General features: G+C 68.2%; 18 protein-coding genes and 1 riboswitch. Of the genes, 7 read left to right on the plus strand and 11 right to left on the minus strand.

Going from position 1 to position 23,533, the window contains the following annotated elements; all coding sequences use genetic code 11:
• Nucleotides 1-81: 81 nt before the first annotated feature.
• The 3 genes from JN22_RS23460 to ispH form a co-directional block, all read right to left on the minus strand.
• Entirely contained in the window at nucleotides 82-414 is a 333-nt protein-coding gene (locus JN22_RS23460; protein ID WP_085556191.1) for a (2Fe-2S) ferredoxin domain-containing protein, read from the minus strand.
• Nucleotides 415-513: 99 nt separating this feature from the next.
• Nucleotides 514-1,815, minus strand: coding sequence for an ergothioneine biosynthesis protein EgtB (egtB, locus tag JN22_RS23465; protein ID WP_085556192.1), 1,302 nt, complete (start codon nucleotides 1,813-1,815; stop codon nucleotides 514-516).
• Between the two features lie 149 nt (nucleotides 1,816-1,964).
• The gene (gene ispH / locus JN22_RS23470; RefSeq protein WP_085556193.1) at nucleotides 1,965-2,945 is read right to left on the minus strand and encodes a 4-hydroxy-3-methylbut-2-enyl diphosphate reductase; all 981 of its coding nucleotides are present in this window, start codon (nucleotides 2,943-2,945) and stop codon (nucleotides 1,965-1,967) included.
• A 126-nt stretch (nucleotides 2,946-3,071) separates the two neighbouring features.
• Here ispH and JN22_RS23475 point away from each other — a divergent pair, with 126 nt between their 5' ends.
• On the plus strand, nucleotides 3,072-3,653 hold the full coding sequence (locus JN22_RS23475; RefSeq protein ID WP_085556194.1) for a hypothetical protein: 582 nt from the start codon (nucleotides 3,072-3,074) through the stop codon (nucleotides 3,651-3,653).
• A 65-nt stretch (nucleotides 3,654-3,718) separates the two neighbouring features.
• Here JN22_RS23475 and JN22_RS23480 read toward each other — a convergent pair whose 3' ends face one another.
• A complete protein-coding gene (locus tag JN22_RS23480; RefSeq protein ID WP_143268390.1) occupies nucleotides 3,719-4,588 on the minus strand; it encodes a complement C1q domain-containing protein in 870 nt (289 codons plus the stop codon).
• A gap of 192 nt (nucleotides 4,589-4,780) precedes the next feature.
• A riboswitch (glycine riboswitch) is annotated at nucleotides 4,781-4,897 on the plus strand.
• A 171-nt stretch (nucleotides 4,898-5,068) separates the two neighbouring features.
• Between JN22_RS23480 and gcvT the strand changes: the two genes are divergently transcribed.
• Genes gcvT through gcvPB form a run of 4 tightly spaced genes read left to right on the plus strand, consistent with a single transcriptional unit; the run spans nucleotide 5,069 to nucleotide 9,528 of the window.
• Entirely contained in the window at nucleotides 5,069-6,181 is a 1,113-nt protein-coding gene (gcvT, locus tag JN22_RS23485) for a glycine cleavage system aminomethyltransferase GcvT (protein WP_085556196.1), read from the plus strand.
• A 50-nt stretch (nucleotides 6,182-6,231) separates the two neighbouring features.
• Nucleotides 6,232-6,609 carry a glycine cleavage system protein GcvH gene (gene gcvH, locus JN22_RS23490; RefSeq protein ID WP_211099700.1) on the plus strand — a complete coding sequence of 126 codons (378 nt, stop codon included), beginning with the start codon at nucleotides 6,232-6,234 and terminating at the stop codon, nucleotides 6,607-6,609.
• Between the two features lies 1 nt (nucleotide 6,610).
• Entirely contained in the window at nucleotides 6,611-7,954 is a 1,344-nt protein-coding gene (gene gcvPA / locus JN22_RS23495; protein WP_085556198.1) for an aminomethyl-transferring glycine dehydrogenase subunit GcvPA, read from the plus strand.
• Entirely contained in the window at nucleotides 7,951-9,528 is a 1,578-nt protein-coding gene (gene gcvPB, locus JN22_RS23500; RefSeq protein ID WP_085556199.1) for an aminomethyl-transferring glycine dehydrogenase subunit GcvPB, read from the plus strand. Before gcvPA ends, gcvPB begins: the two co-directional genes overlap by 4 nt.
• Nucleotides 9,529-9,602: 74 nt before the next feature.
• Here the strand turns inward: gcvPB and JN22_RS23505 are convergent, their stop codons facing one another.
• Entirely contained in the window at nucleotides 9,603-10,757 is a 1,155-nt protein-coding gene (locus JN22_RS23505; protein ID WP_085556200.1) for an alpha/beta hydrolase, read from the minus strand.
• Nucleotides 10,758-10,938: 181 nt separating this feature from the next.
• On the opposite strand from JN22_RS23505, the gene JN22_RS23510 reads away from it, so the two are divergent.
• On the plus strand, nucleotides 10,939-11,412 hold the full coding sequence (locus tag JN22_RS23510; RefSeq protein ID WP_085556201.1) for a hypothetical protein: 474 nt from the start codon (nucleotides 10,939-10,941) through the stop codon (nucleotides 11,410-11,412).
• Nucleotides 11,413-11,449: 37 nt separating this feature from the next.
• Here the strand turns inward: JN22_RS23510 and JN22_RS23515 are convergent, their stop codons facing one another.
• The gene (locus JN22_RS23515; protein WP_085556202.1) at nucleotides 11,450-11,653 is read right to left on the minus strand and encodes a hypothetical protein; all 204 of its coding nucleotides are present in this window, start codon (nucleotides 11,651-11,653) and stop codon (nucleotides 11,450-11,452) included.
• Nucleotides 11,654-11,829: 176 nt separating this feature from the next.
• Between JN22_RS23515 and JN22_RS23520 the strand changes: the two genes are divergently transcribed.
• Nucleotides 11,830-12,072, plus strand: a complete 243-nt coding sequence (locus JN22_RS23520; RefSeq protein ID WP_085556203.1) for a hypothetical protein — start codon at nucleotides 11,830-11,832, stop codon at nucleotides 12,070-12,072.
• A gap of 334 nt (nucleotides 12,073-12,406) precedes the next feature.
• Here JN22_RS23520 and JN22_RS23525 read toward each other — a convergent pair whose 3' ends face one another.
• The 5 genes from JN22_RS23525 to JN22_RS23545 form a co-directional block, all read right to left on the minus strand.
• Nucleotides 12,407-18,778, minus strand: coding sequence for a DUF3320 domain-containing protein (locus JN22_RS23525; protein ID WP_085556204.1), 6,372 nt, complete (start codon nucleotides 18,776-18,778; stop codon nucleotides 12,407-12,409).
• 111 nt (nucleotides 18,779-18,889) lie between these two features.
• The gene (locus JN22_RS23530) at nucleotides 18,890-19,966 is read right to left on the minus strand and encodes a restriction endonuclease (protein WP_211099682.1); all 1,077 of its coding nucleotides are present in this window, start codon (nucleotides 19,964-19,966) and stop codon (nucleotides 18,890-18,892) included.
• Between the two features lie 15 nt (nucleotides 19,967-19,981).
• The gene (locus JN22_RS23535; protein ID WP_085556205.1) at nucleotides 19,982-21,403 is read right to left on the minus strand and encodes a restriction endonuclease subunit S; all 1,422 of its coding nucleotides are present in this window, start codon (nucleotides 21,401-21,403) and stop codon (nucleotides 19,982-19,984) included.
• Nucleotides 21,400-22,851, minus strand: a complete 1,452-nt coding sequence (locus JN22_RS23540; protein ID WP_085556206.1) for a class I SAM-dependent DNA methyltransferase — start codon at nucleotides 22,849-22,851, stop codon at nucleotides 21,400-21,402. Before JN22_RS23540 ends, JN22_RS23535 begins: the two co-directional genes overlap by 4 nt.
• On the minus strand, nucleotides 22,848-23,426 hold the full coding sequence (locus tag JN22_RS23545) for a hypothetical protein (RefSeq protein WP_143268391.1): 579 nt from the start codon (nucleotides 23,424-23,426) through the stop codon (nucleotides 22,848-22,850). The genes JN22_RS23540 and JN22_RS23545 overlap by 4 nt, the downstream gene beginning before the upstream one ends.
• Nucleotides 23,427-23,533 lie beyond the last annotated feature (107 nt).

Raw genomic sequence — 23,533 nt, forward strand, 5'->3', positions numbered from 1 at the left:
CTCCCGCAGGGAGGGGAGAGGGGCTTGAACCGATGCCCATCCCAGGAGGTCGGGCACAGGAGGTGGGGCGTGGCCGGGATTCTACCGGCTCAGCACCATCACCAGCCGCTCCACCGGGGCGTTGTCGACCAGATGCTGATCGACGATCTCGTCGATGTCCTCGGGCGTTTCCGGGCGGTACCAGATGCCTTCCGGATAGACCACCATCAGCGGCCCGGCGGCGCAGAAGCCGAGGCAGCCGGTCATCGCCATGCCGACGTCGACCAGCCCGCGGGCCTGGATCTTCTGGTCGAGCCGCTGCCACAGCGGGTGGGCGTTCTTGGCCCCGCAGCTTCCGCGCGGATGGCCGGGCGGGCGCTGCTGGGCGCAACAGAAGACGTGGTGCCGGAAGGTCGGCGGCAGGTCGAGCGGCATCGGGCATGCTCCATAGCCATAATATTTTTATGGATAATGCCCGATTTGTGCGTTGCGGCAAGCCTTTTGTAATCGTTCCAAATCCGACGGGAGCGCCTCTCAGGCATCCTCGGCGAGCCGGAACCCGGTGAAGGACAGGCGCATGTCCGGCCGCAGGTAATGGCGCGTCCATGGTCCGGCATGGTCGAAGGGCGTGACGCAGCTTCCGCCGCGCAGCACCATGCGGTCGCTCATGAAGCGGCCGTGGACGGCTTCGTCCAACCCCTCGGGCTGGCGGTAGCCGGGGTAGGGCGCGAAGGCGCTGCGCGTCCACTCCCACACGTCGCCGCACATCTGCCACGGCCCCTTGCCGTGGTAGGAGCCGGCGCGCGGGTGGCGGTAGCCGGTGCCGAGCAGATTGCCCATTCCCTCGCAACGGGCGGCGACGGTCTCCCATTCGGCCTCGACCGGGAGGCGCTTGCCGGCCCAGCGGGCGAAGGCGTCGGCCTCGTACCAGCTCACATGGCAGACCGGTTCGTTGGGGTCGAGCGGGCGCTGGCCGTGCAGGGTGAAGATCTGCCACGCGCCCTCGCGCCGCTCCCAATAGAGCGGGGCGCTCCAGCCCTCGGCGCGCAGGGTCTCCCAGCCGTCGGCCATCCACAGCGACCGTTCGCCGTAGCCGCCGGCCTCGACGAAGGCGCGGAACTCACCGCAGGACACCGGGCGGGCGGCCAGCCGGAAAGGCTTGAGGAAGACCTGGTGGCGGGGGCTTTCATGGTCGAAGCCGGGCTGGGGCTCGGCCCGGCCGACCTCGACCAGCCCGCCGGAATGCTCGACCCAGGCGTCGGGCGGGGCGCCGCCGCCGACATGGTCCGGCGCGCTCTCGTAGGCCGGGTGCAGCGGGTTGCACCAGAAGGCGTGCTTGAGGTGGGTCAGCAGCCGCTCCTGGTGGCGCCGCTCGTGGGCGATGGCGATGTTGGTGTGCTCGGCGACGCTGTCGAACAGCCCGTCCTCGGCGGCGTCGATCAGGTGGAGCACGGCGCCGTTCACATGGTCGCGGTAACGCATGATGTCGGCGGCCGACGGCCGCGACAGCAGCCGCAGGGCGGGGGCGTGGACTCGCCCGCCGCCTCCCTCGATGCGCTCGTCGCGGGCCTGGAACAGGTCGAGGAAGTGGGGGTCGTAGGGTCGGTAGCCGGGGCTGAACGGAATGAGGACGGTCGTCTCGAACAGCCATGTGGTGTGGGCGAGATGCCATTTGGCCGGGGCGCCGTCGGCCACCGACTGGATCATCAGATCCTCGGGCGACAGCGGGGCGACGAGTTCGGCGGTGCGGCCGCGCGCCTTCTGGAACCGGCTGGTCAAGGACCGCCGGCGGTCGCTTCCGGCGTCGAGCGAATCGGCGAGATGGGTGTCGGGCACGGGCGGATCCCTCCAGGATCAAGGCGTTTTCCCCAGTGTGACGCAACAGTGCGCCGCAACCGCGCACAGGGGGAATGCACGCTTTGGGGGAGGCCGCTACGCCGCAATTGCGCGGCGTCCTCCCCTCCGCCGGGGCTTTCGCCCTCCGGTCAGACCCGTTCGCGCAACACCGGACCGGCGCCCTCCTCGGTCAGGGCGCGGGGCAGCTTGAAGGTGATGCTCTCGGTCGCCGTGCGCAGCTCCTCCACCGTCACCGAGAAGCGGGCGCGGGCGGCGTCGAGGACCTCCTCGACCAGCACTTCCGGGGCCGAGGCGCCGGCGGTGATCCCCAGCCGGGCGATGCCCTCCAGCGCCGTCCAGTCGATGTCGGCGGCGCGCTGGACGAGTTGCGCCCGCGGGCAGCCGTGGGTCTTCGCCACCTCGACCAGCCGCTTGGAGTTCGACGAGTTCGGCGCGCCCAGCACCAGCAGCGCCTCCACCTTGGGGGCGATCGCCTTGACCGCCGCCTGCCGGTTGGTGGTGGCGTAACAGATGTCCTCCTTCTTCGGCCCGGCGATGGCGGGGAAACGGGCCTGGAGCGCGGCCAGGATCTCGGAGGTCTCATCGACCGACAAGGTGGTCTGGGTGGCGAAGGCGAGGTTGCCGGGGTCGGCGACCTCCAACGTGGCGACGTCGGCGACCGTCTCGACCAGCACGACGGCGCCCTCGGGCAGTTGGCCCATGGTGCCGATGACCTCCGGGTGGCCGGCGTGGCCGATCAGCACGATCTGGCGGCCCTCGTCGTGGTGGCGCTCGGCCTCGCGGTGGACCTTGCTGACCAGCGGGCAGGTGGCGTCGAGGTAGAACAGCCCGCGCGCCTCGGCCGCCTGCGGCACCGATTTCGGCACGCCGTGGGCCGAGAAGACCACCGGCACGCCGTCGGGCACCTGGGTCAGCTCGTCGACGAAGACGGCGCCCTTGGATTCCAGGCTCTGCACGACGAAGCGGTTGTGGACGATCTCGTGCCGCACGTAGACGGGCGGGCCGTAGCGGTCGAGCGCCGTCTCGACGATCTGGATCGCGCGGTCGACGCCGGCGCAGAAGCCGCGCGGCGCGGCGAGGAGGATCGTCAGGGGTGCTGGGTTCGTCATGCCGGTTCAAATCCGCGGTTGCGAAAATCTGTCACAAGAAACAAAGCCGTCGCACGGCCTTGTGCCGGTTAAGCTGGATCTCTAAAGTCGCGGACCAACAATCCGATAACCGATCAGGCCGAACCGATGGACCGCCGCGACCGTAATATAGGAACCCCCGCCTGGAAAGGCCCGCTGTCCGTTGCCGCCCTGGCGCTGGCCGGGCTGACGCTGGCCGGCTGCGGCGGCATGGGGCTGGGACCGAAGGATCCGGCGGAGTCGGCGCTCGCCTGCCCGAAGGTGTCGATCGTCCGCGACCTGTCGGAGGTGACCGCCTTCCGTCCCGGCGGGCGCGACCTGACCGACCTGGAATCGCGCGCGGCGCTGGTCGATTTCACCGGCAACTGCGAGTACGCCAGCGACGGCGTGACGGTGAACGTCAACGTCTATCTGGTGGCCGAGCGCGGCCCGGCGCTGAAGGGCGACACCGCCAAGTACACGTATTTCGTCGCGCTGGCCAAGCCGGACGACACGCTGGTGTCGAAGGTCTATTTCGACACCGACGTGACCTTCCCCGGCGGCCAGCCGCGCGCCGGCACCAAGGAGGAGCTGGCGCCGAAGATCCCGCTCCCCAAGGACGCCAACGCCAAGGACTGGAAGGTCTATCTGGGATTCCAGCTCACCCCGGAGCAGTTGACCTTTAACCGCGCCCAGATGAAGCGGCAGTAAGGCATCCGCCAAAAAAGGCGCCCGCGATGAGCGGGCGCCCTGCCTTCCAGGAATTCCGAACGGGTTTACGACATCAGGACCGCGTTGAAGAAGGTTGCCTCCGTCGAACCGGACAGGGTGCCGGGGGATGCGGTGTTCTGATAGACATACAGCTCCAGATAGTCGGTCGTGCCGTTCAGATAAACGATGTCGTCGGCACGGGAGCTGATGTTGAGCGTTGCCGACGTTTGCGCGGTGCCAAGCGAGTAAAGGACGCCGTTCTTCCTGATCGCAGCAAGAAGATGCCGGTCAATTCCGGTGCTCATGTAAGCCTGGAACGTGACGGCATAATGGCCGGCGACCGTAGGCTGGAAGACGCCGGTCGTTGTGTTGAAGCCGTCGCCGATGTTGATGTGGGCCGTGGTGAGCATGATTTTTGTGCTGTTCTGATTGACCAGCCCCGTCTGGTCCACACCACCGCGCGTCACCCGGCAGATCACGCGATTGGCGGCCGGCGGCGTCTGGTCGAACAATGCCCGCTCATCCACGATCAGATCGTTGCCGATCGCATCGGTCGTCACCTGGAGCATCACGCGCGCCACCGGAAGGGTGCCGACCGGGATCGCCGGCGGGGTCAGGCTGTTGGCCGCACCCGTTACGATGCTCGCGGCGCCGGTCGCACGGTCGATCACCACGCGGTCGATGCGGAAACCCGAAGCCGGCGGGACGAAGGGGCCGACATTCTGCGCGTTGACCTCGGTCAGGGTCGTGCCGCTCAGCAGATGGCCCGGATCCAGCGCCAGCGTCAGGTTGGGCGTCACCTGCGCGTGGGGGGCGAAGGGGCCGACGATGCGCTGGGCCACCGCCCAGTTGGCGGCGGACTCCGACAGGTCGGTGGGGTTGAAGGTCTGGACGGCCATGAACGACTCTCCGCTTCTGCGATGATGAAACAGCACGCGAGGGACGAAGGCCGGCCGGCTCCACGAAACGCGTGAGGGGATGATTGGCCGGTTGTTGGTCGATGAAAAGAAAAAAATCCTAAAAATAGGACTTTCAAACACTTAAGCCTGCTGGCCTTCCTGTGACCGCCCGTCGATCCCCGGATTGACAATCGCCGGCCGCCGCGACAGTGTGGCCCATCACGCCGATGATCCCTCGCGGGAGAGATCGCCACGGACCGCGCCTGGAAAGGCACGCGCCCGATGGCGGCGCCGAAGGAGCAACCGCCCCCGGAAACTCTCAGGCAAAAGGACCGCAAGGGGACAGGCACCTCTGGAAAGCAGCCTCGGCGCTCACCCGTCGCGGCTCACCGAAGGAGTAAACCGACGCGGACGGCTCGGCCGTCGCGCGGTGAATCTCTCAGGTCCAAGACAGAAGGGGGCAGACTCCCGCACCGAATCCGGTGCGGGCGCTGCGACCCATGTCGGAGGACCCGCGTGACCGAGGCCAACGCACCGCTCAAGATCACCCCGCTGCACGCCCTGCACGTCGAACTCGGCGCCCGCATGGTGCCGTTCGCCGGCTATGACATGCCGGTGCAGTACCCGCTGGGCATCCTGAAGGAGCACCAGCACACCCGCGAGAAGGCCGGGCTGTTCGACGTCTCCCACATGGGGCAGGTGCGGCTGACCGGCGATGACCCCGCCGCTGCGCTGGAAACGCTGGTTCCCGGCGACATCAAGGGGTTGGCGCGCGGCCGCATGCGCTACACGCTGTTCCTCAACGAACAGGGCGGCATTCTCGACGACCTGATGGTGACGAACGCCGGCGACCACCTGTTCCTGGTGGTCAACGCCGCCTGCAAGGAGCAGGACGTCGCCCATCTCCGTGACAAGCTCGCCGGCAAGGCCGAGGTGGAACTGCTCGACGATCTGGCGCTGCTCGCCCTGCAAGGGCCGGTCGCCGCCGCAGTGATGGCCCGCTTCGTGCCCGAGGCCGCCACCATGAAATTCATGAGCTACCTGCCCGCCACCTTCAAGGGTGTGCCGGTGGTGCTGACCCGCTCCGGCTACACCGGCGAGGACGGCTACGAGATTTCCTGCGCCAACGCGGATGCCGAGGCCATCGCCCGCGCCCTGCTGGCCGAGCCGGAGGTCGAGGCGATCGGGCTCGGCGCCCGCGACTCGCTGCGGCTGGAGGCGGGGCTGTGCCTCTACGGGCACGACATCGACACGACGACGACCCCGGTCGAGGGCGCCCTGGAATGGACCCTGCCGAAGCGCCGCCGCGCCGAGGGCGGATTCCCCGGCTTCGACATCATCTCCCGGCAACTGGCCGAGGGGGCGCCGCGCCGCCGCGTCGGCGTCCAGCCCGACGGCCGCCAGCCGGCCCGCGAGCACACCGAGATCCAGGATGCCGGCGGCAACCGGATCGGCGAGATCACCAGCGGCGGCTTCGGCCCGACCGCCGGGGCGCCGGTCGCCATGGGCTATGTCGACAGCGCCCACGCGGCGGTCGGCACGCCGCTGACCCTGCTGGTGCGCGGCAAGCCGGTGCCGGCCCGCGTCGCCGCGACTCCCTTCGTGCCGCAGCGTTATTACCGGGGCTGACGCTCCGGACGCCTCTTCCAAGAAACTCCATCATCATCGAACAGGGGACGATCATGACCGTCAAATACACCAAGGACCATGAGTGGGTGCGCGTCGAGGGCGAGGTCGGCACCGTCGGCGTGTCCGACTTCGCGCAGCACCAGCTCGGCGACGTGGTGTTCGTCGAGCTGCCCGACATCGGCCGGACGCTGGAGAAGGGCAAGGAAGCCGCCGTCGTCGAATCGGTCAAGGCCGCCAGCGACGTCTTCGCGCCCGTCTCCGGCGAGGTGATCGAGGTCAACCATGACCTGGAGAACGAGCCCGCCCGCGTCAACACCGGCGCCCAGACCGAGGGCTGGTTCTTCAAGCTGCGCCTGTCCGACCCGTCCGAGCTGGACGGGCTGATGGACGAGGCGGCCTACAAGGCCTTCGTCGAGGAATCGAACTGAGATGCGCTACCTGCCCCTGACCGAGGCCGACCGGCAGTCCATGCTGGCGGCCACCCGCGCGGCGTCGGTGGATGACCTCTTCCGCGACGTTCCCGAGGCGGCCCGCCTGTCCGGCCCGATCGGGGGCCTGCCCGATCACATGGGCGAGCTTGAGGTCGAGCGGCTGCTGGGCGCCATGGCGGCGAAGAGCCTTCCCGCCGGTGCCGTGCCCAGCTTCCTCGGCGCCGGCGCCTACCGCCACCACATCCCGGCGACGGTGGATCATCTGGTCCAGCGCGGCGAGTTCCTGACCGCCTACACCCCCTACCAGCCGGAGGTGAGCCAGGGCACGCTCCAGGTCCTGTTCGAATTCCAGACCCAGGTCGCCCTGCTGACCGGCATGGACGTCGCCAACGCCTCGATGTACGACGGCGCGACCTCCTGCGCGGAGGCCGTGATGATGGCCAACCGCGTCACCCGCCGGAAGAAGGCCATCCTGTCGGGCGGCCTGCACCCGCATTACCGCGACACGACGACGACCGACGCCCGCTTCATCGGTTTCGACGCCGTGGCGCTGCCGGCCGACCCGGAGGGCGTGGAGGAACTGGCGGCGCAAATCGACGACCAGACCTCCTGCGTCGTCGTGCAGAATCCCAGCGTCTTCGGGCAGGTGCGCGATTATTCCGACCTCGCCAAGGCGTGCCAGGCTCGGGGGGCGCTGCTGATCGTCGTGGTGACGGAGGCGCTGTCGCTCGGCCTGCTGCCGCCGCCGGGCGAGATGGGCGCCGACATCGTCGCGGCGGAAGGCCAGTCCTTCGGCGGCGCCCTGAACTTCGGCGGTCCCTATGTCGGGCTGTTCGCGGTGAAGGACAAGTATGTCCGCCAGATGCCGGGCCGCCTGTGCGGCGAGACGGTGGACGCCGACGGGCGGCGCGGCTTCGTGCTGACGCTCTCGACCCGCGAGCAGCACATCCGCCGCGAGAAGGCGACCTCCAACATCTGCACCAACGCCGGCCTGTGCGCGCTGGCCTTCTCGATCCATGTCAGCTTGCTCGGCGAGGAAGGGCTGACGCAGCTCGCCCGCCTCAACCACGCCAAGGCGGTGCAACTCGCCGGCAAGCTGGCGGCGGCGCCCGGCGTGTCGGTGATCAACGACGGCTTCTTCAACGAGTTCACCGTCCGGCTGCCCAAGCCGGCGGCTGAGGTGGTCGAGGCGCTGGCCGAACGCCGCATCCTCGGCGGCGTTCCGGTGTCGCGCCTCTATCCCGGCGAGCTGGACGATCTGTTGCTGGTCGCCGCCACCGAGACCAACACCGAGTCCGACATGGACGAATTCGTCACGGCTCTCGCCGAGGTTCTGTCATGAGCATGAATTCCCAGGGCCGTCCCTCGGCCATCCCGGCGGCCATCCCGGCGGGCGGCACGGACAGCGTGACCGGCACCGTCACCGGCAACCGCGGCCTCCAGATCGAGGAACCGCTGATCTTCGAACAGGACAGCGCCGGCCGCTGCGGCGTCGACCTGCCCGACGCGCCCAAGGTGGCGTCGCGCCTCGGTGGAATCGCGCCGCGCGCCCGCATCGGCCTGCCCGGTCTGGCCGAGCCGCAGGTCGTTCGCCACTACACCCGCTTGTCGCAGAAGAACTACGCCATCGACAGCGGCCTGTATCCGCTGGGTTCCTGCACGATGAAGCACAACCCGCGCCTGAACGAGAAGATGGCGCGGCTGCCGGGCTTCGCCGACGTCCACCCGCTCCAGCCGGTCAGCACCGTGCAGGGCGCCCTGGAGCTGATGGACCAGCTCGCCCACTGGCTGAAGACGCTGACCGGCATGGCCGCCGTGACGCTGGCCCCGGCGGCCGGCGCCCATGGCGAGATGTGCGGCATCATGGCGATCCGCGCCGCCCATGACGCCAGGGGGGACAAGGCCCGCACCAAGATCCTGGTGCCGGAGAGCGCCCACGGCACCAACCCGGCGACCGCCGCCGCCTGCGGCTACGCCGTGGAGTCGATCCCGGCGACGGCCGACGGCCGCGTCGACCTCGACGCGCTGAAGGCCAAGCTCGGCCCCGACGTGGCCGGGCTGATGCTGACCAACCCGAACACCTGCGGCCTGTTCGAACGCGACATCATCGCGATCGCCGAGGCGGTGCATGGGGCGGGCGCCTATTTCTACTGCGACGGCGCCAACTTCAACGCCATCGTCGGGCGGGTGCGTCCGGCCGACCTCGGCATCGACGTCATGCACATCAACCTGCACAAGACCTTCTCGACGCCGCACGGCGGCGGCGGTCCGGGCTCGGGGCCGGTGGTGTTCTCGCAGGCGCTGGCGCCCCACGTGCCGGTTCCCTACGTGACGCACGGGCCCAATGGCTTCGCTCTGGTCGAGGAGGCCGGCGACGGCCCGGCCTTCGGCCGGATGAAGGCGTTCCACGGCCAGATGGGCATGTTCACCCGCGCGCTCTCCTACATGCTGAGCCACGGAGCCGACGGGCTGCGGCAGGCGTCGGGCGACGCGGTGCTCAACGCCAACTACGTGATGGCGCGGCTGGAGGACGTGATGACGGCCTCCTTCGAGGGGCCGTGCATGCACGAGTGCCTGTTCGACGACCGTTTCCTGAAGGGGACGGGCGTCACCACGCTCGACATCGCCAAGGCGCTGATCGACGAGGGCTTCCACCCGATGACCATGTATTTCCCGCTGGTCGTCCACGGTGCCCTGCTGATCGAGCCGACCGAGACGGAGAGCAAGGCCGGGCTCGACCAGTTCATCGACGCCCTGCGGGCGCTGGCCGAGCGCGCCAAGTCCGGCGACGTCGCCTATTTCCAGGGGGCGCCGCGCCTGACCCCGCGCCGCCGCCTGGACGAGACCGCCGCCGCCCGCAAGCCGGTGCTGCGCTGGACTCCGCCGGCTGCGGCGGAGGCGCTGGCGGCGGACTGACGCCGCTCGCTACCATGAAAAAGGCCCGCCTCCCTTCGGAGGCGGGCCTTTTCTTTGGGGGGTGATGCGGTCGCTCAATTCACCTTGCGCAGCACCGTCTCCAGCCGGCCCTTGCCGGCCTTGTCGAGCCAGGTCGCGGCGATGCGGCCGTCGGGGCGCAGGCGGTAGCGCAGGATGTTGCGGCCCTTCTCGTCGAAGATCAGCTCGCCATCCTCGATGCGGCCCTTGCGGCGGACGCGCTCGAAGGGCTGGTCGGGCTCCATGCCGGCGCCCAGCACGTAGTCGGCGTGGACGGCGTCGCCCTCGGCCCTCTCGACGGCCAGCGCCACTTCGCGGCCGTTGATGTAGCTGCCGTACCACATGCCGAGATAGGGCCGCAGCGGCGCCGTGGCGTCGATGCCGCTGGCCGACCCCGACGCCGAGGTCGCGGTCGCCGCCTGCAACAGTTCGGCGCTCGGGTTGCGGCCCCAGGAATCGTCGCAGGGCGGGTCGTTGGGGGAGGGGGGCGCCTCGGCGAAGCGGACGATGCAGCCGGCGAAGCGGCGGACGAACAGGCCGGTGCCGGCGGCGCCATGGCCGGTCAGCAGCGCCGGCTGGTCGATCACCAGGTTGGGAAGCCCGCGCTGGGCGAGCGCGCTGCGCGCCGGCTCGCCGCGCCCGCCCGGATCGAAATCGTCGCCGTGGAAGAAGAACAGCATCACCCGCGACTGGCGCACGTTGCGCAGGATCGGCCAGAGCTGCGTCGCGTTCTCCCGGTAGCTGTCGTAGGCCTCGCTGAAGTTCCCGAAGGCCGCCGGGGCGGTGCCGACCACCGCGTCGATCCGCTCGCTCTGTCCGGCCGCCATCAGCGAGATGAAGGCGCCGAAGGACTGGCCGGTCAGCGTGACCCGGCGGTAGCCCTTGCTCTTCAGGCCGTCGGCGTAGCCGGCCAGCGCGCGCGAGCTGTTGGACAGCGTGTCGCTGACCCGCATGCGGTCGAGCCGGTAGACGTCCCAGCCGGCGTCGCGGAAGGCCTTCATGTAGAGCGGGGTCGGCGATTCCGAATCCTCGGATTCCACCGAGCGGCCGTGGCTCCACACCACGGCGCCGCGCGCCTTCCCGGCCCCCAGCAGCGACGCCTCGCCGTAGGCGGGTTTCAGGACGATCTGCGCGGACACCGGCTGGGCGGCTCCCATCAATCCGACCGTCGCGATCAGTCCAAGGATGGCGTGTCGAAGCGTCCGCATCATTCGTTCCGGCCCCTGTGCTGCGTGCCGGGCCAGAATCCGGCCGGGAGGGTTAACGCCACCTTTCCAGGCCCTTGGTCCCGGTTTTTGTCACAGGGGAGTTTATGCAACTAAGAATGACTCGCATCTATCAGCAAAACGCGATAGGATGCGCCCAACAGCCCAAGCGGAGGAGCGTCGCGGCATGTGCGGAACGGTGGAAGAGGGGCGCCCGTCGCCCTGGACGGTGTCGGACCTGACGGCGGCCGAACGGGCGCTGCTGACCGGCGTGCGTCAATGGTTTCGCGCCGGCACCGCGGGGGCGATGGCCTCCATGCGCATCGGGCTGAACGTGGCCGGGGTGCCGAACACGGCGCTGCTGCCGCTGTTCGCGCTGCTCGGCACCTTTGCGGTCGCCAACGCCCGCAAGCCGGAGATCCGCTGCCCGGCCTGCTCGCGCATCAGCGTCGACGAGGCGGCCCTGCTCGACGCGCTGGCGGCGATCCAGGGCGGTGAGGCCGAGGTGGCCGCCCAGCTTTTCGACCGCTGGCTGCCGCTGGTGGCGCTGTGCATGGCGACCGACGCGATGCGCGAGCTGGCCGGCATTCTCGACACCGCCCGCATCTATCTGCCGCGCCGCCGCCCGGCCCGCCTGATGATGGCGATGGCCGCCGAATGACGTGGAACCGGGCGGGTCGCCCGGTTCGCCGAAACCCTCATCCGGCTGCCTCCAGCGCGGCCTTCGCGAGTTCCAGAAGCTTCGCCTCGACCGCTTCGGCGTCATAGCCGGGATGGTCGGCGAGGCTGTCGCGCAGCCGCATGGCGACGAGTTCGCCGGTGTGGTGCTTGTCGTAGAGCCGGACGTCGCCCAGGGCCTTGGCGATGCGCTTCAACCGCTCCCGATCGGGTTCCTGATCCATCACCTTCTCCGGATTGTCCTGTTCGGAACGGGAACAGGCGTGCCCGCCGATCCTCTCCCGCGGCCGGTCGGGCCAAGCGCGGTAAGGCGGGAGGATGGGGGAACGAACCGGGTTTCCGTGCGTCCTGCTTCCGAGAGCGCGGATGTGCCGCGACCGCCGGGCAGGGAGATGAGCGCATGGATCCGGGACATGATCAACGCCGGGAGCTTCTGGCCCGCGTCCGCCTCGTCGTCGAGCATTACGAACGCAACAGCTCGGCCGGCGTCGCGATCATGCGCGGCGTGCGCTACGACCTCGCGGTGCGGGCGACCGACCTGAACGGCGACGGCTGCCTGTTTCCGGCCTGCGGCTGCGTCAAGGCGGATTGCGCCGGTCGCGCCTCCTGCACGCCGCCCGACACCGGGGCGTGGATCAAGTGACCCCCCGACGCTTCTGAAAACGGAAAAGCCGCCCCGGATCGCTCCTGGGGCGGCTTTCCTTTGGGGGCCCCCCGTTTGCCGGACAGTTCGGCGGCTGGAATAAGCTTGGTTCAACGGTCGTCTTCGGGCGCTGGTAAACCGCCTGCAAGCACGGCCATCACAAACGGCTTTCCGGCCGGATGCAGGAGGTCATTCTCGATTTCGCCCAGCGAAGCGGTCTGACGGTGACGATGCACCACAGGGCAGCGCTGGCACGGGTGTTCGCCCGTACGAAGGAAACGCCGCAGCAACGCGGATTGGGGTGCGCCCCGACCAGACTTCCTGCCGACGACGGCTATTCACCTCCCTCGGACGAGGCCATGGTCCAAGCGCGGCGGAGACGATCGCGGCTGGCCGCGCGCAGCTTCTGGAGACCGGCGTCGCGAGCCATGGTGGTGATGGCATCCTCACCCGAGATGCCCGCTTCCTTCACGACCTTCGCCAGGGCCACCAACTCCGGCAAGGCGATCTCATCGACGGGCCGGGGCTCGTCCCCGGCCGGGCGACGGAAGGACGGCCAACGGGTCTGATCCGTGCCGGCGGGCCAGAAGAAGGCCCCGACCTCCTCCTGCGCCATCGGGAAGCGGGCGCGGGCCAGGGTGACGACGCGGTCGCGGATCTTGGAGCCGGTGCGAAGCCAGCCATGGGCGCGGGCGAGCCGGCGGGCGAGCACGTCGTCGCGGACCGGCCCTTCCACGGCGATGACGTGGGCGATCATCTCCTGGAGCAGCGCGGCGTACTCCCGGTCGAAGAAGGCGTCCGGGTTGACCGTGCTCACGACCGACAGCGGATCGGCCTCGCGGAAGCGGTCGTCCGCGTTGGGTTGCGGTGCGGCGCTGGCGTTGCGGGCATAGGCCATGGATGGCTGCATCAGGTCGGACCCCTGGAACAGGTCGTCGGCGGGACGATGCCCAGTTCCATCGGGGAACTCGTCGTGTTGCCCGACATCATCCAAGGGCGGCGCAACGTCCTCCACGTTCTCCGTGGCGTCGACAGTCATCGTGTCGTCAGCCGCGGCTGCCGCGGCCAGAGCGGCCTCCTCGAGCCGCCGGACCTCTTCCACGCGCCGCGCGCGGCTCGCCTCCAGCAGGGCCGACAGCCGGGCATCGACCTTGTCCAGGGCGCCGTCGTGATCGTGCCACCAGTCGGTGGACCAGATGCGAACGATCTCCCACCCCAGGCCGCGCAGGACGAGTTCACGCAGCTTGTCGCGGTCGCGGGCGGTGGCGGACCGGTGGTAGGTCGCCCCGTCGCATTCGATCCCCGCGAGGAAGCGTCCGGGGGCGTCCGGGTCGACCACGCCCAGATCGATCCGGAAGGACGAGACGCCGATCTGAGGCTGGACCTGCCACCCACGCGCGACGAGCGCACGGGCCACGGCGTGCTCGAAGGGGCTCTCGTGTTCCCCCACGCTGCCGCGGACGGCCTCCGCCAACGCCCGCGGGCCGCGCTCGGCGAACTCGAGGAAGTGCTTGAGATCCCTGACACCGAGCGCCGCCGTGCGCGACAGGTCGAACTGCTCCGGCCGCAGGCTGGAGAAGACGCGCAGTTCATGCCGGGCGCGGGTGACGGCGACGTTCAGGCGCCGCTCGCCGCCGTCCCGGTTCATCGGGCCGAAGTTCATCGAGACCGCGCCGGTCAGGTCGGGGCCATAGGTGATGGAGAAGTACATGACGTCGCGCTCGTCGCCCTGGACGCTCTCCAGGTTCTTGACGAACACCGGCTCGACCGCGTCCTCGGCGAAGTGCGGTTCGATCTCCGGCGCCTTCCGGCGCTCCTCGTCCAGCAGGTCCTCGATCAGCCGCTGCTGTTCGCTGTTGAAGGTCACCACGCCGACGGTCAGGCCGGCGGCCCGGAAGGCGGGGTCCTTCAGTCGCTCAACCAGATGGGCGACAAGCGCCCGCGCTTCCGGCTTGTTGATGCGGGCGCCGCCCTTCTCGTAGGTGCCGTCGGTGACGAGATGCAGGCTGACGGCTCGATCGTCGGTGACCGGCGACGGGAAGGTGACCAGCCCGCCCTCGTAGTAGCGGTGGTTGGAAAAGGCGATCAGGCTCTCGTGGCGGCTGCGGTAGTGCCAGTTCAGGCTGCGGGCCGGAAGGTTGGCGCCCAGGCACTCGTCGAGGATGCTTTCCAGATCACCGTCGACATCGCCGTCATCATCCTCATCAGCCTCCGCGCGGTCGAAGAAGGCGGTGGGCGGGAGCTGCTTCGGATCCCCGACCATGACGACCTGCCGGCCCCGCGCGATGGCGCCGATCGCGTCCCACACCGGGATCTGCGAGGCTTCGTCGAACACCACGACGTCGAACGGCGCGGTCTCGGTGGACAGGAACTGGGCGATCGACAGCGGGCTCATCAGCAGGCAGGGAGCCAGCTTCGTCACCGCCGTCGGCAGCCGTGCGATCAGTTCGCGCAGGGGCATGTGGGCGCGCTTCTTCTGCATCTCGCGCCGGAGGATGCCCCATTCCGAGCTCTTGCCGACCGAGTCCTGGTCCGGCAGGCCGGCGCACAGCCCGGCACGGATGTGGGCGCGGGTCAGGTCGGTGAAGCGCTCGTCGAGGGCGCGGAAGTCGGCGATGCGCTTCTCATGCTCGGCGGAGACGAAGGACCGCAGCACCTCGTCGTCGTCGACCACCCCGTCGAGCCACCAGCGGCAGTAGTCGGTCTCGAAGGCGTCCCTCAGGTCCTCGACGGCGACGCGCCCCTGTTCCATTGCCGAGACCAGCGGAGCCAAGCCCCGGACCATCGCGTCGTCCCGCGTCCGTCGCCACGCGCACCAGCTGTGGAGCTTCGGTTCCAGCGGCGGAATGCCTCGGGACGCCGCGGCGACACGACTTGGCGTCTCCCCGACGGCCGCGTCGATCTGCGCTTCGCTGGAACCGGACAGCTCCGCGAAGGTCCGGAGAGCGGCGTCGTACCGATCCAGCGCGTCGAGGAACGCTTGTCCGGCGGTCTCGACGGGGCCGCCTGCGGCCAGCAGGGCGTTGCCGTCGCCGATCAGGCGGTCCAGCGGCCCCTTCACCGAGGCAAGCTCATCCGGCGTCGCGGCAAGCCGCGCGATGGCCGCGGAGAGCGCGGCCTGGAAGGTCAAGGCCGCTTCCACGTCCGGCGCGCGCGTCCGCAGGCCGTTCCAGAGACCGCCGGTGATCGTGCGGAGGTCGTCGAGATCCTCGACCTCCCGCTCCAGCGTACGAAGGTCGTGCAGGCGCTGGAGATCCCCGGCCGCCGCGCCGCCACAGCGCCCCTCGGCGATCGGGCCGAGGCCGCTCTCGCTCCACGGCGACGCCGACAGTGCAGCCGGCAACACCGTCTGGAAGGCGAGCAGGGACTGCACCGCCTCCACGTCGGTGTTCAGGCCCGCCCAGACCGGGCCGGCCTCGGCGATGGCGGGCGCCAGAGCCTCGACGTCGCGCGTGACGGCCCGCAGCGTGGCGAGGCGCTCCAGGTCCGCGGCGACGTCGGGTTCGCGGCTGCCGTCCGACGCCGCCATCAGAGCCTTGACGACCGCCTTCGAGCGCATGCCGCGCAGTGGCCAGATCGACTGCTGGGCCTTGGTCCACTCCGCCTTCAACCCGTCAACGTCGAGCGTCGCGAAGCCGGCACCGTAGGCGACGGACAGTTGCCCGGCGAGCTCCCGGTGCTTCGCCAGCAGGTCGAGTCCCCGGCGCAGCTCCTGGGTGACGCTCTCGGGGAGCGCGGGCGACAGCGCGTCGAGGAGCGCCCGCCGAGCCTCGAGCCGGCGCATCCCCTCCCGCAGGCGGTCGGCGAGGCGCCCGGCGTCGGGCCGCAGGACGAAGCGCCAATCGCGTCCGGCAGCCTGCGGCAGAACGCGGGCAAGCTCCCCGAGGACGGCTCGCGTCTTGCGGTCCAGGGGACGGCCCGGCAGCCCGGTGGCGCGGAGGACGGCGTCCCCGCGATCCGTCAGCGCGTCGCCGCTCTCCGCCAGCTCCCGCGCGGCGGCGATCAGGCCGTGGCGCCAGTGCGAGGAGAACTCCGCACGGGTCACGAGGCGCAACGGGCTGTCGGTGATCGAGCCGACCTCGCGCGCGTGGAGGCCCAGCCGGTCGGCGAGCTCCCGCAAGGCGTCGAGTGTGGCTTCGTCATGGGCGTCGGCGGACGGCCAGGACAGCCCGAGCGGCGGGCGCTGCCGTCCCGTGACGACGCGGCCGATGGCGGCGTGCACGGTCAGGCCGTTGCGGTGCCGGTGATGCAGCCGTGTGACGAAGCCGTTGAGCTGATCGCGCAGCCCCTTCAGCCGCTGGGCCTCCTTGCGCCACATGTCGGCGTCGGTGTCGCCCTTGGCGTCCCAGGCGCGACGAAGCTGGTCCAGAACGTCGAGCTTGCGCGACTTGCTGGAGTGCAGCTCGAGGCAGAACTCGCCGAGCCCGACCTCGCGCAGGCGCCGGTACACGACGTCGAGCGCCGCGATCTTCTCCGACACGAACAGGACCGACTTCCGCTCCGCCAGGAACTGGGCGATCAGGTTGGCGATGGTCTGGCTCTTGCCCGTGCCCGGCGGGCCGACCAGCACGAAGTTCTTGCCGCGCGCCGCCGCCATCACCGCCGACAGCTGCGAGGAGTCGGCGGGCAGGGGGCAGAAGGTGTGCTCCGGCCCGTGGGTCGCGTCCAGGTCGCGCGGGTTCGGGAAGGCCAGATCGCTGGGGAACGGGTCGCGCGGCGTCTCGATCAGGTGACGGACGACCGGGCTCTGTTTCAGCTGCTCCGTCCGGTCGATCAGATCCTTCCACATCAGGTATTTGGCGAAGGAGAAGGTGGCCAGCACCACGTCCTCCGTCACCTCCCATCCGGGGATGTCCTTCACCGCCTGGCGGACGGCCTTCCAGATGCCGGCGATGTCCAGCCCGCTGTCGTCGCGCGGCAGGTCCCCTTCCGCCACCGGGATGGTCAGGCGGAAGTCCTGGCGCAGCATCTGGAGCAGCGTCGGGTTGAAGCGCGGCTCGTCGTCGTGGAGGACAAGGGTGAAGCCCGACCGCACGCTCTTGCGCTGGAGGGTGACGGGGATGAGGATCAGCGGCGCCCGGTGGCGCTTCGCGTCCTTGGCGTCGCGCGTCCCATCGCGCATCCAGGACAGGAAGCCGAGCGCCAGGAACAGGGTGTTCGCCCCGCCCTCCTGCATCGCCGCGCGGGCGGTGCGGTACAGCTCCGTCAGGCGCGCGTCGAGCTCGTCCCCCTTCAGCCCGACCAGCACCTCGTTGCGGCCGAGCGCCTCCAGCGCGTGCTGGCGGTGCAGATCCTCCAGGGTCCGCCCTTCGTGGATCGCCTGGCTGCGCGGGTCGTTGCCGTCCATCAGCGCCGGCCGGGGGAGCAGGCGCAGCGACCGGCCTTCCGCGAGGAGGTCTTCCAGCAGGCCGGGGGCCGGAGCGTCGCAGACAAGCGCGCGCTTGCCGGTGCGGAAGTTCAGCAGGGCGTTGCGCAGCGACAGGTCCAGCAGCTTGCGCTGCCAACGTTCCAGCCGGTCCTTGGGCGAGGCCGGCCCTGTGTCCGCCGCGGCGTCGTCGAGGTCGTCGGGCAGATCGGCCGGCGGCTCGGCGAACAGCGGCTCGGATGCCTCGGTGTCGGCGTCCGCATGGTCCGTCGTGACCATGGCCTCGGTGTTGGCCAGCGGGCGGATGCGTTGCAGACGGGCGCGGCGGACGTCCACGGCCAGTTCGAACGTGTCCTCGACGCTCTCCTCGATCTGTCGGAGGGCGTGGGCGGCGGCGGCGGCGAAGGACGGGCAGGGGCGCTGGGCGGCCAACGTCGTTTCGAACAGCGCCAGTTCCTTCAGCTTCGCCCGCTTGCGCAACGCGGTCACGTCGTCGACCACCGGGGTGGTGAACTCCTCGCGCCGCAGCCAGACGCCGGCGAAGGCGTGCCCCCGCGTGAAGACGATCAACGGGTTCAGCCCACAGTGCTCCAGCGCCGCCACGAACAGAAGCGCCGAGTCCAGGCAGGTGGCGAGTCCGGAGTCGAGAATCTGCGACGGCCCGCGCACCTTCTGCCCGGCGTGCTCGAAGCTCGGCGGCGGCAGGGCGTAGTCGAGGCCCAGCGCGCCGACCGCACCCCAGACAGCCGCCGCCAGTTCCCAGGCCCGCTTCGGCCCGCCCTCGTAGCCGTTCAGCGCGCCGCTCTTGCCGTTCTGACGCAGGATGTCGGCGGCCTTCTTCAGCACGCGCTCGACGGCCGGGTCGTTGGGCTGGACGAAGGCGGCGATCATCTCAGGCATGTTGCCGACGCCGCCCCACTGGTTGCGCGCCAGCAGCTCGAGCGAACGCTCGGTCCGCGCCAACGGCTCCGGGCTTCCGGTCGCCGTGGCGGTGATGGTGACGGTCGCGCTCTCCGCCTCCGTCAGCCGCCCGAGCATGGCGCCGTCCAGCGTGACGTCGAGCTTCGGCACATGGGTGCGCTGGCCGGCGGGGATGGCGTCGATGCGCCATGTCTTCGGCGCCAGGAAGGCGGGTTCCGACGTCAGGGTCAGTTCGACCGCCTCAAGCGGAGCGTCGCCGTCGTTGACCAGCACCAGCTCCCGCAGGACCGGGACCGCGTTCTGATGGAAGGCGAGGTTGAGGCGCGGCGTCAACACGGCCTCGATGCGGACGGGTGGAGGCTCCTCTGCCGGCGCCCGATCCACCACCGCATCCAGCACTTCTTCGTTGTTGCCGCTCATGATAATCGCTGTCCCGGCTTGAAGGATCGTGTTTGATGTTTCTTTGGCGCGAAGCCAAAGCGTATCACACACGCATTCCGGGACGCGACCGATCGTTGGGCCGGCGCCGTTCTACGCAGGCCAGTAGAGACGCTTCAGCGCCAGCAGCGGCTTTGCATCCACGTCCAGGGCGTCATAATGCTCCAAAGCGAGCGCCACGAGGTCATCGAGGTCGAGCAGCGACAAAGGAATGGTGGAGCGTTCGGCTTCGTACCGCGCCTCGCGGGTGAAGCCGCCGGTCGAGACGTAAAGGCCACGATCGCCCAACCGTCTGCCGCCTAGGAAGGAGCGGACCAGCGGTGCGCCGATGGCGCCGCTGCGGTGCTTGACCTCGACGAAGATGCGGGGCTCCTGCAAGCCCAGCCCGTCCGGCGACGCGAAGATGTCGATGCCGCGGTCGGGGCCGATGGCCGACACGCGCGTCTTGTAGCCCATGGCGCGCAGCAGCCCGGCGACGAACAGTTCCATGTCGCGGGCGCTCAGCTTCGCCAGCCGGTCCTTGATGAACTCCAGAGCCTTGGCCTCCAGATCCTCGAACAGCTCCTGTTCGGCGGCGGCTTCCGCAGCGGAATCGACCAGGGTGGTGGAGGGCGCGGGTCCGACGACGAGGTCCCCGCGCACGTTACCACTCCCCTGGATCGTCGCGGCGAGTTCCACGGGCGCACGGTCTCCCGGAGCGGGAAGCAGCGCGTCGAGTTCCGCCGCGGTGTCGGCCGGCACCTGGAACACGGTGGTGACCGAGCCCAGCGAGTTCTTGGCCGCGACGCTCAGCGCGTCGCGCGGCACCGTGCCGATCCAGGCCACCGGGCGGACGTTCGGGTAGTCGGGGTCGAAGACCGGTTCGAAGGCGTAGCCGCCGCCGACCGAGCCGACATGGTAGACGCGGCCTTCCGGGTCGTAGGAGATCACCCGGTCGCCGGCCTGGATCTCCGACCGGAAGCGGTGAAGCTGGCCGGCGTTGTTCCCGACCTCGTAGGCGTTCCAGTCCGGCCACTGCGCCCGCACCAGCGCGACCATCGCCGGCCGGTCCGCGACCACGGCCAGCGAGCCGAGGTCGGACCAGCCGATCGCCACCCGGCCGGCGTTGCGGAAGCGGTCGATCAGCGCGCCGCGCTTTCCGGCGCGGACCATCCAGGTCTTGGGGGGCATGTCAGTCCTTCGGTCTCACGTTCTCGCCCGACGTCCGCGCCGGGGGGCCGCGCCGGCTGCCGCGCGCTCGGTGTGGATGCGCTCCAGCAGGACGGAGGCCGGTTCGTCGTTCGGGTCCTGCGGCACCAGTTCGCCCCGGAACGCCTTGGCGAGGATGGATTGGTCGAGGGATGGCAGTCGCTCCGACGCGGCAAACCAAGCCGCATGGAACACTTCCACTCGCCGTAAAGCCTCCTGGACGCGGGTATAGAGCTCCACCTGTTCAGCCGGTGGAATGACTGGAACCGGAAACGCCTTCAGCTTGGAAAGACTGATCGACGCGAGATTTACACTTTGTGTGCCGTTTCCGGAAAAGTAACTCTGTCCGAAGGTATTTCCAAAGTGTGAGATCAGGAAAGGGTTTAGTTCTGATGAGCGTAGCCGCGCACGGAAAACGTGGTTTTGGTGAATGCACGTTTCAATTTCACCACTCCAAACCCAGCCGCGCCCCAGTTTATCGCGATCTCCTCCCTCATTGAATAGAATGTCGCCCTCAAGAAGGCGAAGTTGCTCAATTTCATTCTGCGATGCCTCGATTTCTTTTACTTCTGAAATATCAAGGTAACCTCTTTGAACGTTGGCAACGCGGAGATAGGGGACGGGCCGAAGCGCAACGCCGTCGGTGCGCTTCTTTCCTTTTGCCAACCCACCCTTGACGTCTGCGATGTCCACAAGCCGTGCCCATCGCCAAGAGGGTGGAAGCTCTAACGGACGGTCTTCGGGATCGACTTCGGTGACGGCGATCCCGATGCGATGAAGCAAGCCATCGGCGGTCTCGCTCTCTGGATGAGCAGTCCGCCAGTCCGCCGTCAGGTTGCCGCGGAAGGCGGCGGCGAGGATGGATTGGCGGTAGCGGTCGATCAGCGCCGGCAGCGAGTCCAGCGCCTCACGCGCCCGGCGCGACCGGGCCGTCAGCGCCTCGATCTTCTCGACGATGCGGCGTTGTTCGGGGAGGGGAGGAACCGGAACTGGGAGTTTCTGTAGCGATTCCTGATTGATTTTGGGAAGCACTGTGCGCCCTTGGCTTTGTGCGGCAGCGTCGGTAAATTCCTTAGTCAGCATCCAGCGCAAAAGAAACCGAGCATTGATCCTTGATTCAATGGGATACATGTCTGCGCTGCACAGGCCATCAAAATCCGCAAATATTGCTTTGGCCAAGTATGGCCGTATTTTTGAGTAGACGATCTGCCCAGTGCGAAAACGATGCTTCGGGCTGGTGACAGCATCATTTCGAACTGTCGATTTCTCGATCAGTTCGCCAGTCCAAGAGCTGACATGATTCGGTGCGACGTGGGGGGCATCTGGTGTAAGTTGCGGATCCACAAGGTCGCTTGCAACGTTTGCAACGTCTCGGAATTCACACCAAGCCCAAGTAGAAGGCAACTCCCGCCCGCTCATTCCGCAGCCTCTGCCACGGCATCGCCGACCGTCTCATCCGTTCCCAACAGGTCGGACAGCGCCTCCATCTCCTCCAGGGCGGTGCGGAGCGCGTCCATGATCTCGGCGGCGATCACATCCGGTTCGGGCAACTCCGTCTCGGCGCTCTCGTCGCGCAGCCACGCGATGTCCAGATTGTCGTTGCGCGCGGCGATCTGCTCGCGGGTGAAGCGGCGGAAGCGGCCCTGCTCGCCCTCGTCCGTGCGCGGGGCCTTGCCCAGCGGGTCGGGGCCGTAGGCGGCCTCGAAGGCGGCGAAGTTCGCGCGGGTCAGGGGGCGGGTCTTGCCGAACTGCGGCATGTTGGAGCGCAGGTCGTGGATCCAGACCTCCCGCGTGTTGCCCCGGTCGGTCTGGCCGCGCGTGAAGAACAGGACGTTGGTCTTGACGCCCTGGCTGTAGAAGATGCCGGTCGGCAGGCGAAGGATGGTGTGCAGGTCGCACTTGTCCATCAGGTCGCGGCGGATGTCACGGCCGGCGTTGTCCTCGAACAGCACATTGTCCGGCAGTACCACCGCCGCCCGCCCGCCGGGACGCAGGCCCCGGTAGATGTGCTGGAGGAAGGCCAACTGCTTGTTGGAGGTGGGGTAGGTGAAGTCGTCGCGGCTGGGCAGGCCGCCGCCCTTCTTCGTCCCGAAGGGCGGGTTGGTCAGGACGACATGCGCCTTCGGCAGCCGCGTCCCCTGCTCCGACAGCGCGTCGCCGAGCTGGAGGTCGCCGGTGACGTCGTGCAGCATCAGGTTCATGAGGCCCAGCCGGTGGGCGTCCGGCACCAGCTCCATCCCGCAGAAGGCGGTGTGGCGCTGGAAGTACTGCTCGGCCTCCGTCAGGTCCCACAGGTCGTTGGTGTGGGCCTTGATCCAGCGGTCGGCGGCGATCACGAAGCCGCCGGTGCCTGCCGCCGGATCCTGGACGTACTCGCCGGCCTTCGGCTGCATCAGCGCGACCATGCTGTCGATCAGCGGCCGCGGCGTGAAGTACTGGCCGGCGCCCGACTTCTTCTCCGTCGCGTTGCGCTCCAGCAGGCCCTCGTACATGTTGCCGAGGCCCTCTTCCCGCGCCGAGTACCAGTCCAGCCCGTCGATCGCCTCGACCAACGCCTTGAGGATGCGCGGCTGGCGCAGGCTGGTCTGCGCGTTCTGGAAAATCGCCTGAACCTGCGACGACCCGTAGGTGCCCAGGTGGATCAGCATCTCCTTGTAGAAGGTGAGCTGCTCCAGCCCCTGGCGCCGGCTGACGTCGGTCCAGCGGTAGCCGTCCGGCAACTGCTCCTCCGCCCCCGTCTCCGCCGCCATCTTCAGGAAGATCAGGTAGGTCAGCTCCGTGACGTACTGGTGATAGGTGATGCCGTCATCCCGCAGGATGTGGCACAGGCCCCAGAGCTTGGAGACGATGTCGGTGGTCGCGGTCATGTCGTAGTCTTTGTCAAAATTGTATCCATAGCCACAACTGCACCAAGAATAGGCTCAATTTGACCGCAGATGTCGAAACCTAAATAGCTCTGAGTTCCAACTATCGGTGCCCCAAATTCCGTTTGAAGAATGTGGAATCCATTTTTATCACAATGAACAAATTGTGTTGCTCCGCCCACGGTTTTTCTCGATTCTCGCGATATTATTTCCTCCAATGCGATAATTGGTGTATTTCCTCCTGGGCTGCTCCCAGCTTCAACCAAGCTATTCCATTTATTCCTGTGGGTCTCGCTTCCATCACCCATGAATATTGGGTTCATGTCACGGCGAACGTAAGCCTTTCCGCCACCGCCTTGAGTATTTGAAATATAATAAGACTCCAGCCTTTCTGAATTTGGACAGCATCCAAATATCGATATTTCACACTTTGGGAATCCGGCTTTATTTTTCATATAATCTTTTGTATATTTTTCAAGAATATGGGAGGCAAGATTCGCAATTTTGCTTAGTGACGGATCAAATTGTCCATGTAGTCCTATGTTGCTGCAAATCCCCGATAAGGCAGCGTGTGTCATAAAACATACATCCACATTTCCGGACATAGCGAATCCGAATTCAAATTGATATTTAGTTATTGTAAAGCATCCATCACTGTCCGTCGTTTTGAACTTGACCGTTAGAG

Origin of the sequence: Azospirillum agricola (genome assembly GCF_020005195.1) — a bacterium.
GTDB classification, from domain to species: Bacteria; Pseudomonadota; Alphaproteobacteria; order Azospirillales; family Azospirillaceae; genus Azospirillum; species Azospirillum agricola.

What these genes read in the sequence shown, in the direction of transcription:
- JN22_RS23460 (WP_085556191.1), bottom strand. Translation starts at nt 414, where the DNA reads ATGCCGCTCGACCTGCCGCCGACCTTCCGGCACCACGTCTTCTGTTGC.
- ispH (WP_085556193.1), bottom strand. Translation starts at nt 2,945, where the DNA reads ATGACGAACCCAGCACCCCTGACGATCCTCCTCGCCGCGCCGCGCGGC.
- JN22_RS23475 (WP_085556194.1), top strand. Translation starts at nt 3,072, where the DNA reads ATGGACCGCCGCGACCGTAATATAGGAACCCCCGCCTGGAAAGGCCCG.
- gcvPA (WP_085556198.1), top strand. Translation starts at nt 6,611, where the DNA reads ATGCGCTACCTGCCCCTGACCGAGGCCGACCGGCAGTCCATGCTGGCG.
- gcvPB (WP_085556199.1), top strand. Translation starts at nt 7,951, where the DNA reads ATGAGCATGAATTCCCAGGGCCGTCCCTCGGCCATCCCGGCGGCCATC.
- JN22_RS23505 (WP_085556200.1), bottom strand. Translation starts at nt 10,757, where the DNA reads ATGATGCGGACGCTTCGACACGCCATCCTTGGACTGATCGCGACGGTC.
- JN22_RS23510 (WP_085556201.1), top strand. Translation starts at nt 10,939, where the DNA reads ATGTGCGGAACGGTGGAAGAGGGGCGCCCGTCGCCCTGGACGGTGTCG.
- JN22_RS23515 (WP_085556202.1), bottom strand. Translation starts at nt 11,653, where the DNA reads ATGGATCAGGAACCCGATCGGGAGCGGTTGAAGCGCATCGCCAAGGCC.
- JN22_RS23520 (WP_085556203.1), top strand. Translation starts at nt 11,830, where the DNA reads ATGGATCCGGGACATGATCAACGCCGGGAGCTTCTGGCCCGCGTCCGC.
- JN22_RS23525 (WP_085556204.1), bottom strand. Translation starts at nt 18,778, where the DNA reads ATGAGCGGCAACAACGAAGAAGTGCTGGATGCGGTGGTGGATCGGGCG.
- JN22_RS23530 (WP_211099682.1), bottom strand. Translation starts at nt 19,966, where the DNA reads ATGCCCCCCAAGACCTGGATGGTCCGCGCCGGAAAGCGCGGCGCGCTG.
- JN22_RS23535 (WP_085556205.1), bottom strand. Translation starts at nt 21,403, where the DNA reads ATGAGCGGGCGGGAGTTGCCTTCTACTTGGGCTTGGTGTGAATTCCGA.
- JN22_RS23540 (WP_085556206.1), bottom strand. Translation starts at nt 22,851, where the DNA reads ATGACCGCGACCACCGACATCGTCTCCAAGCTCTGGGGCCTGTGCCAC.
- JN22_RS23545 (WP_143268391.1), bottom strand. Translation starts at nt 23,426, where the DNA reads ATGACACACGCTGCCTTATCGGGGATTTGCAGCAACATAGGACTACAT.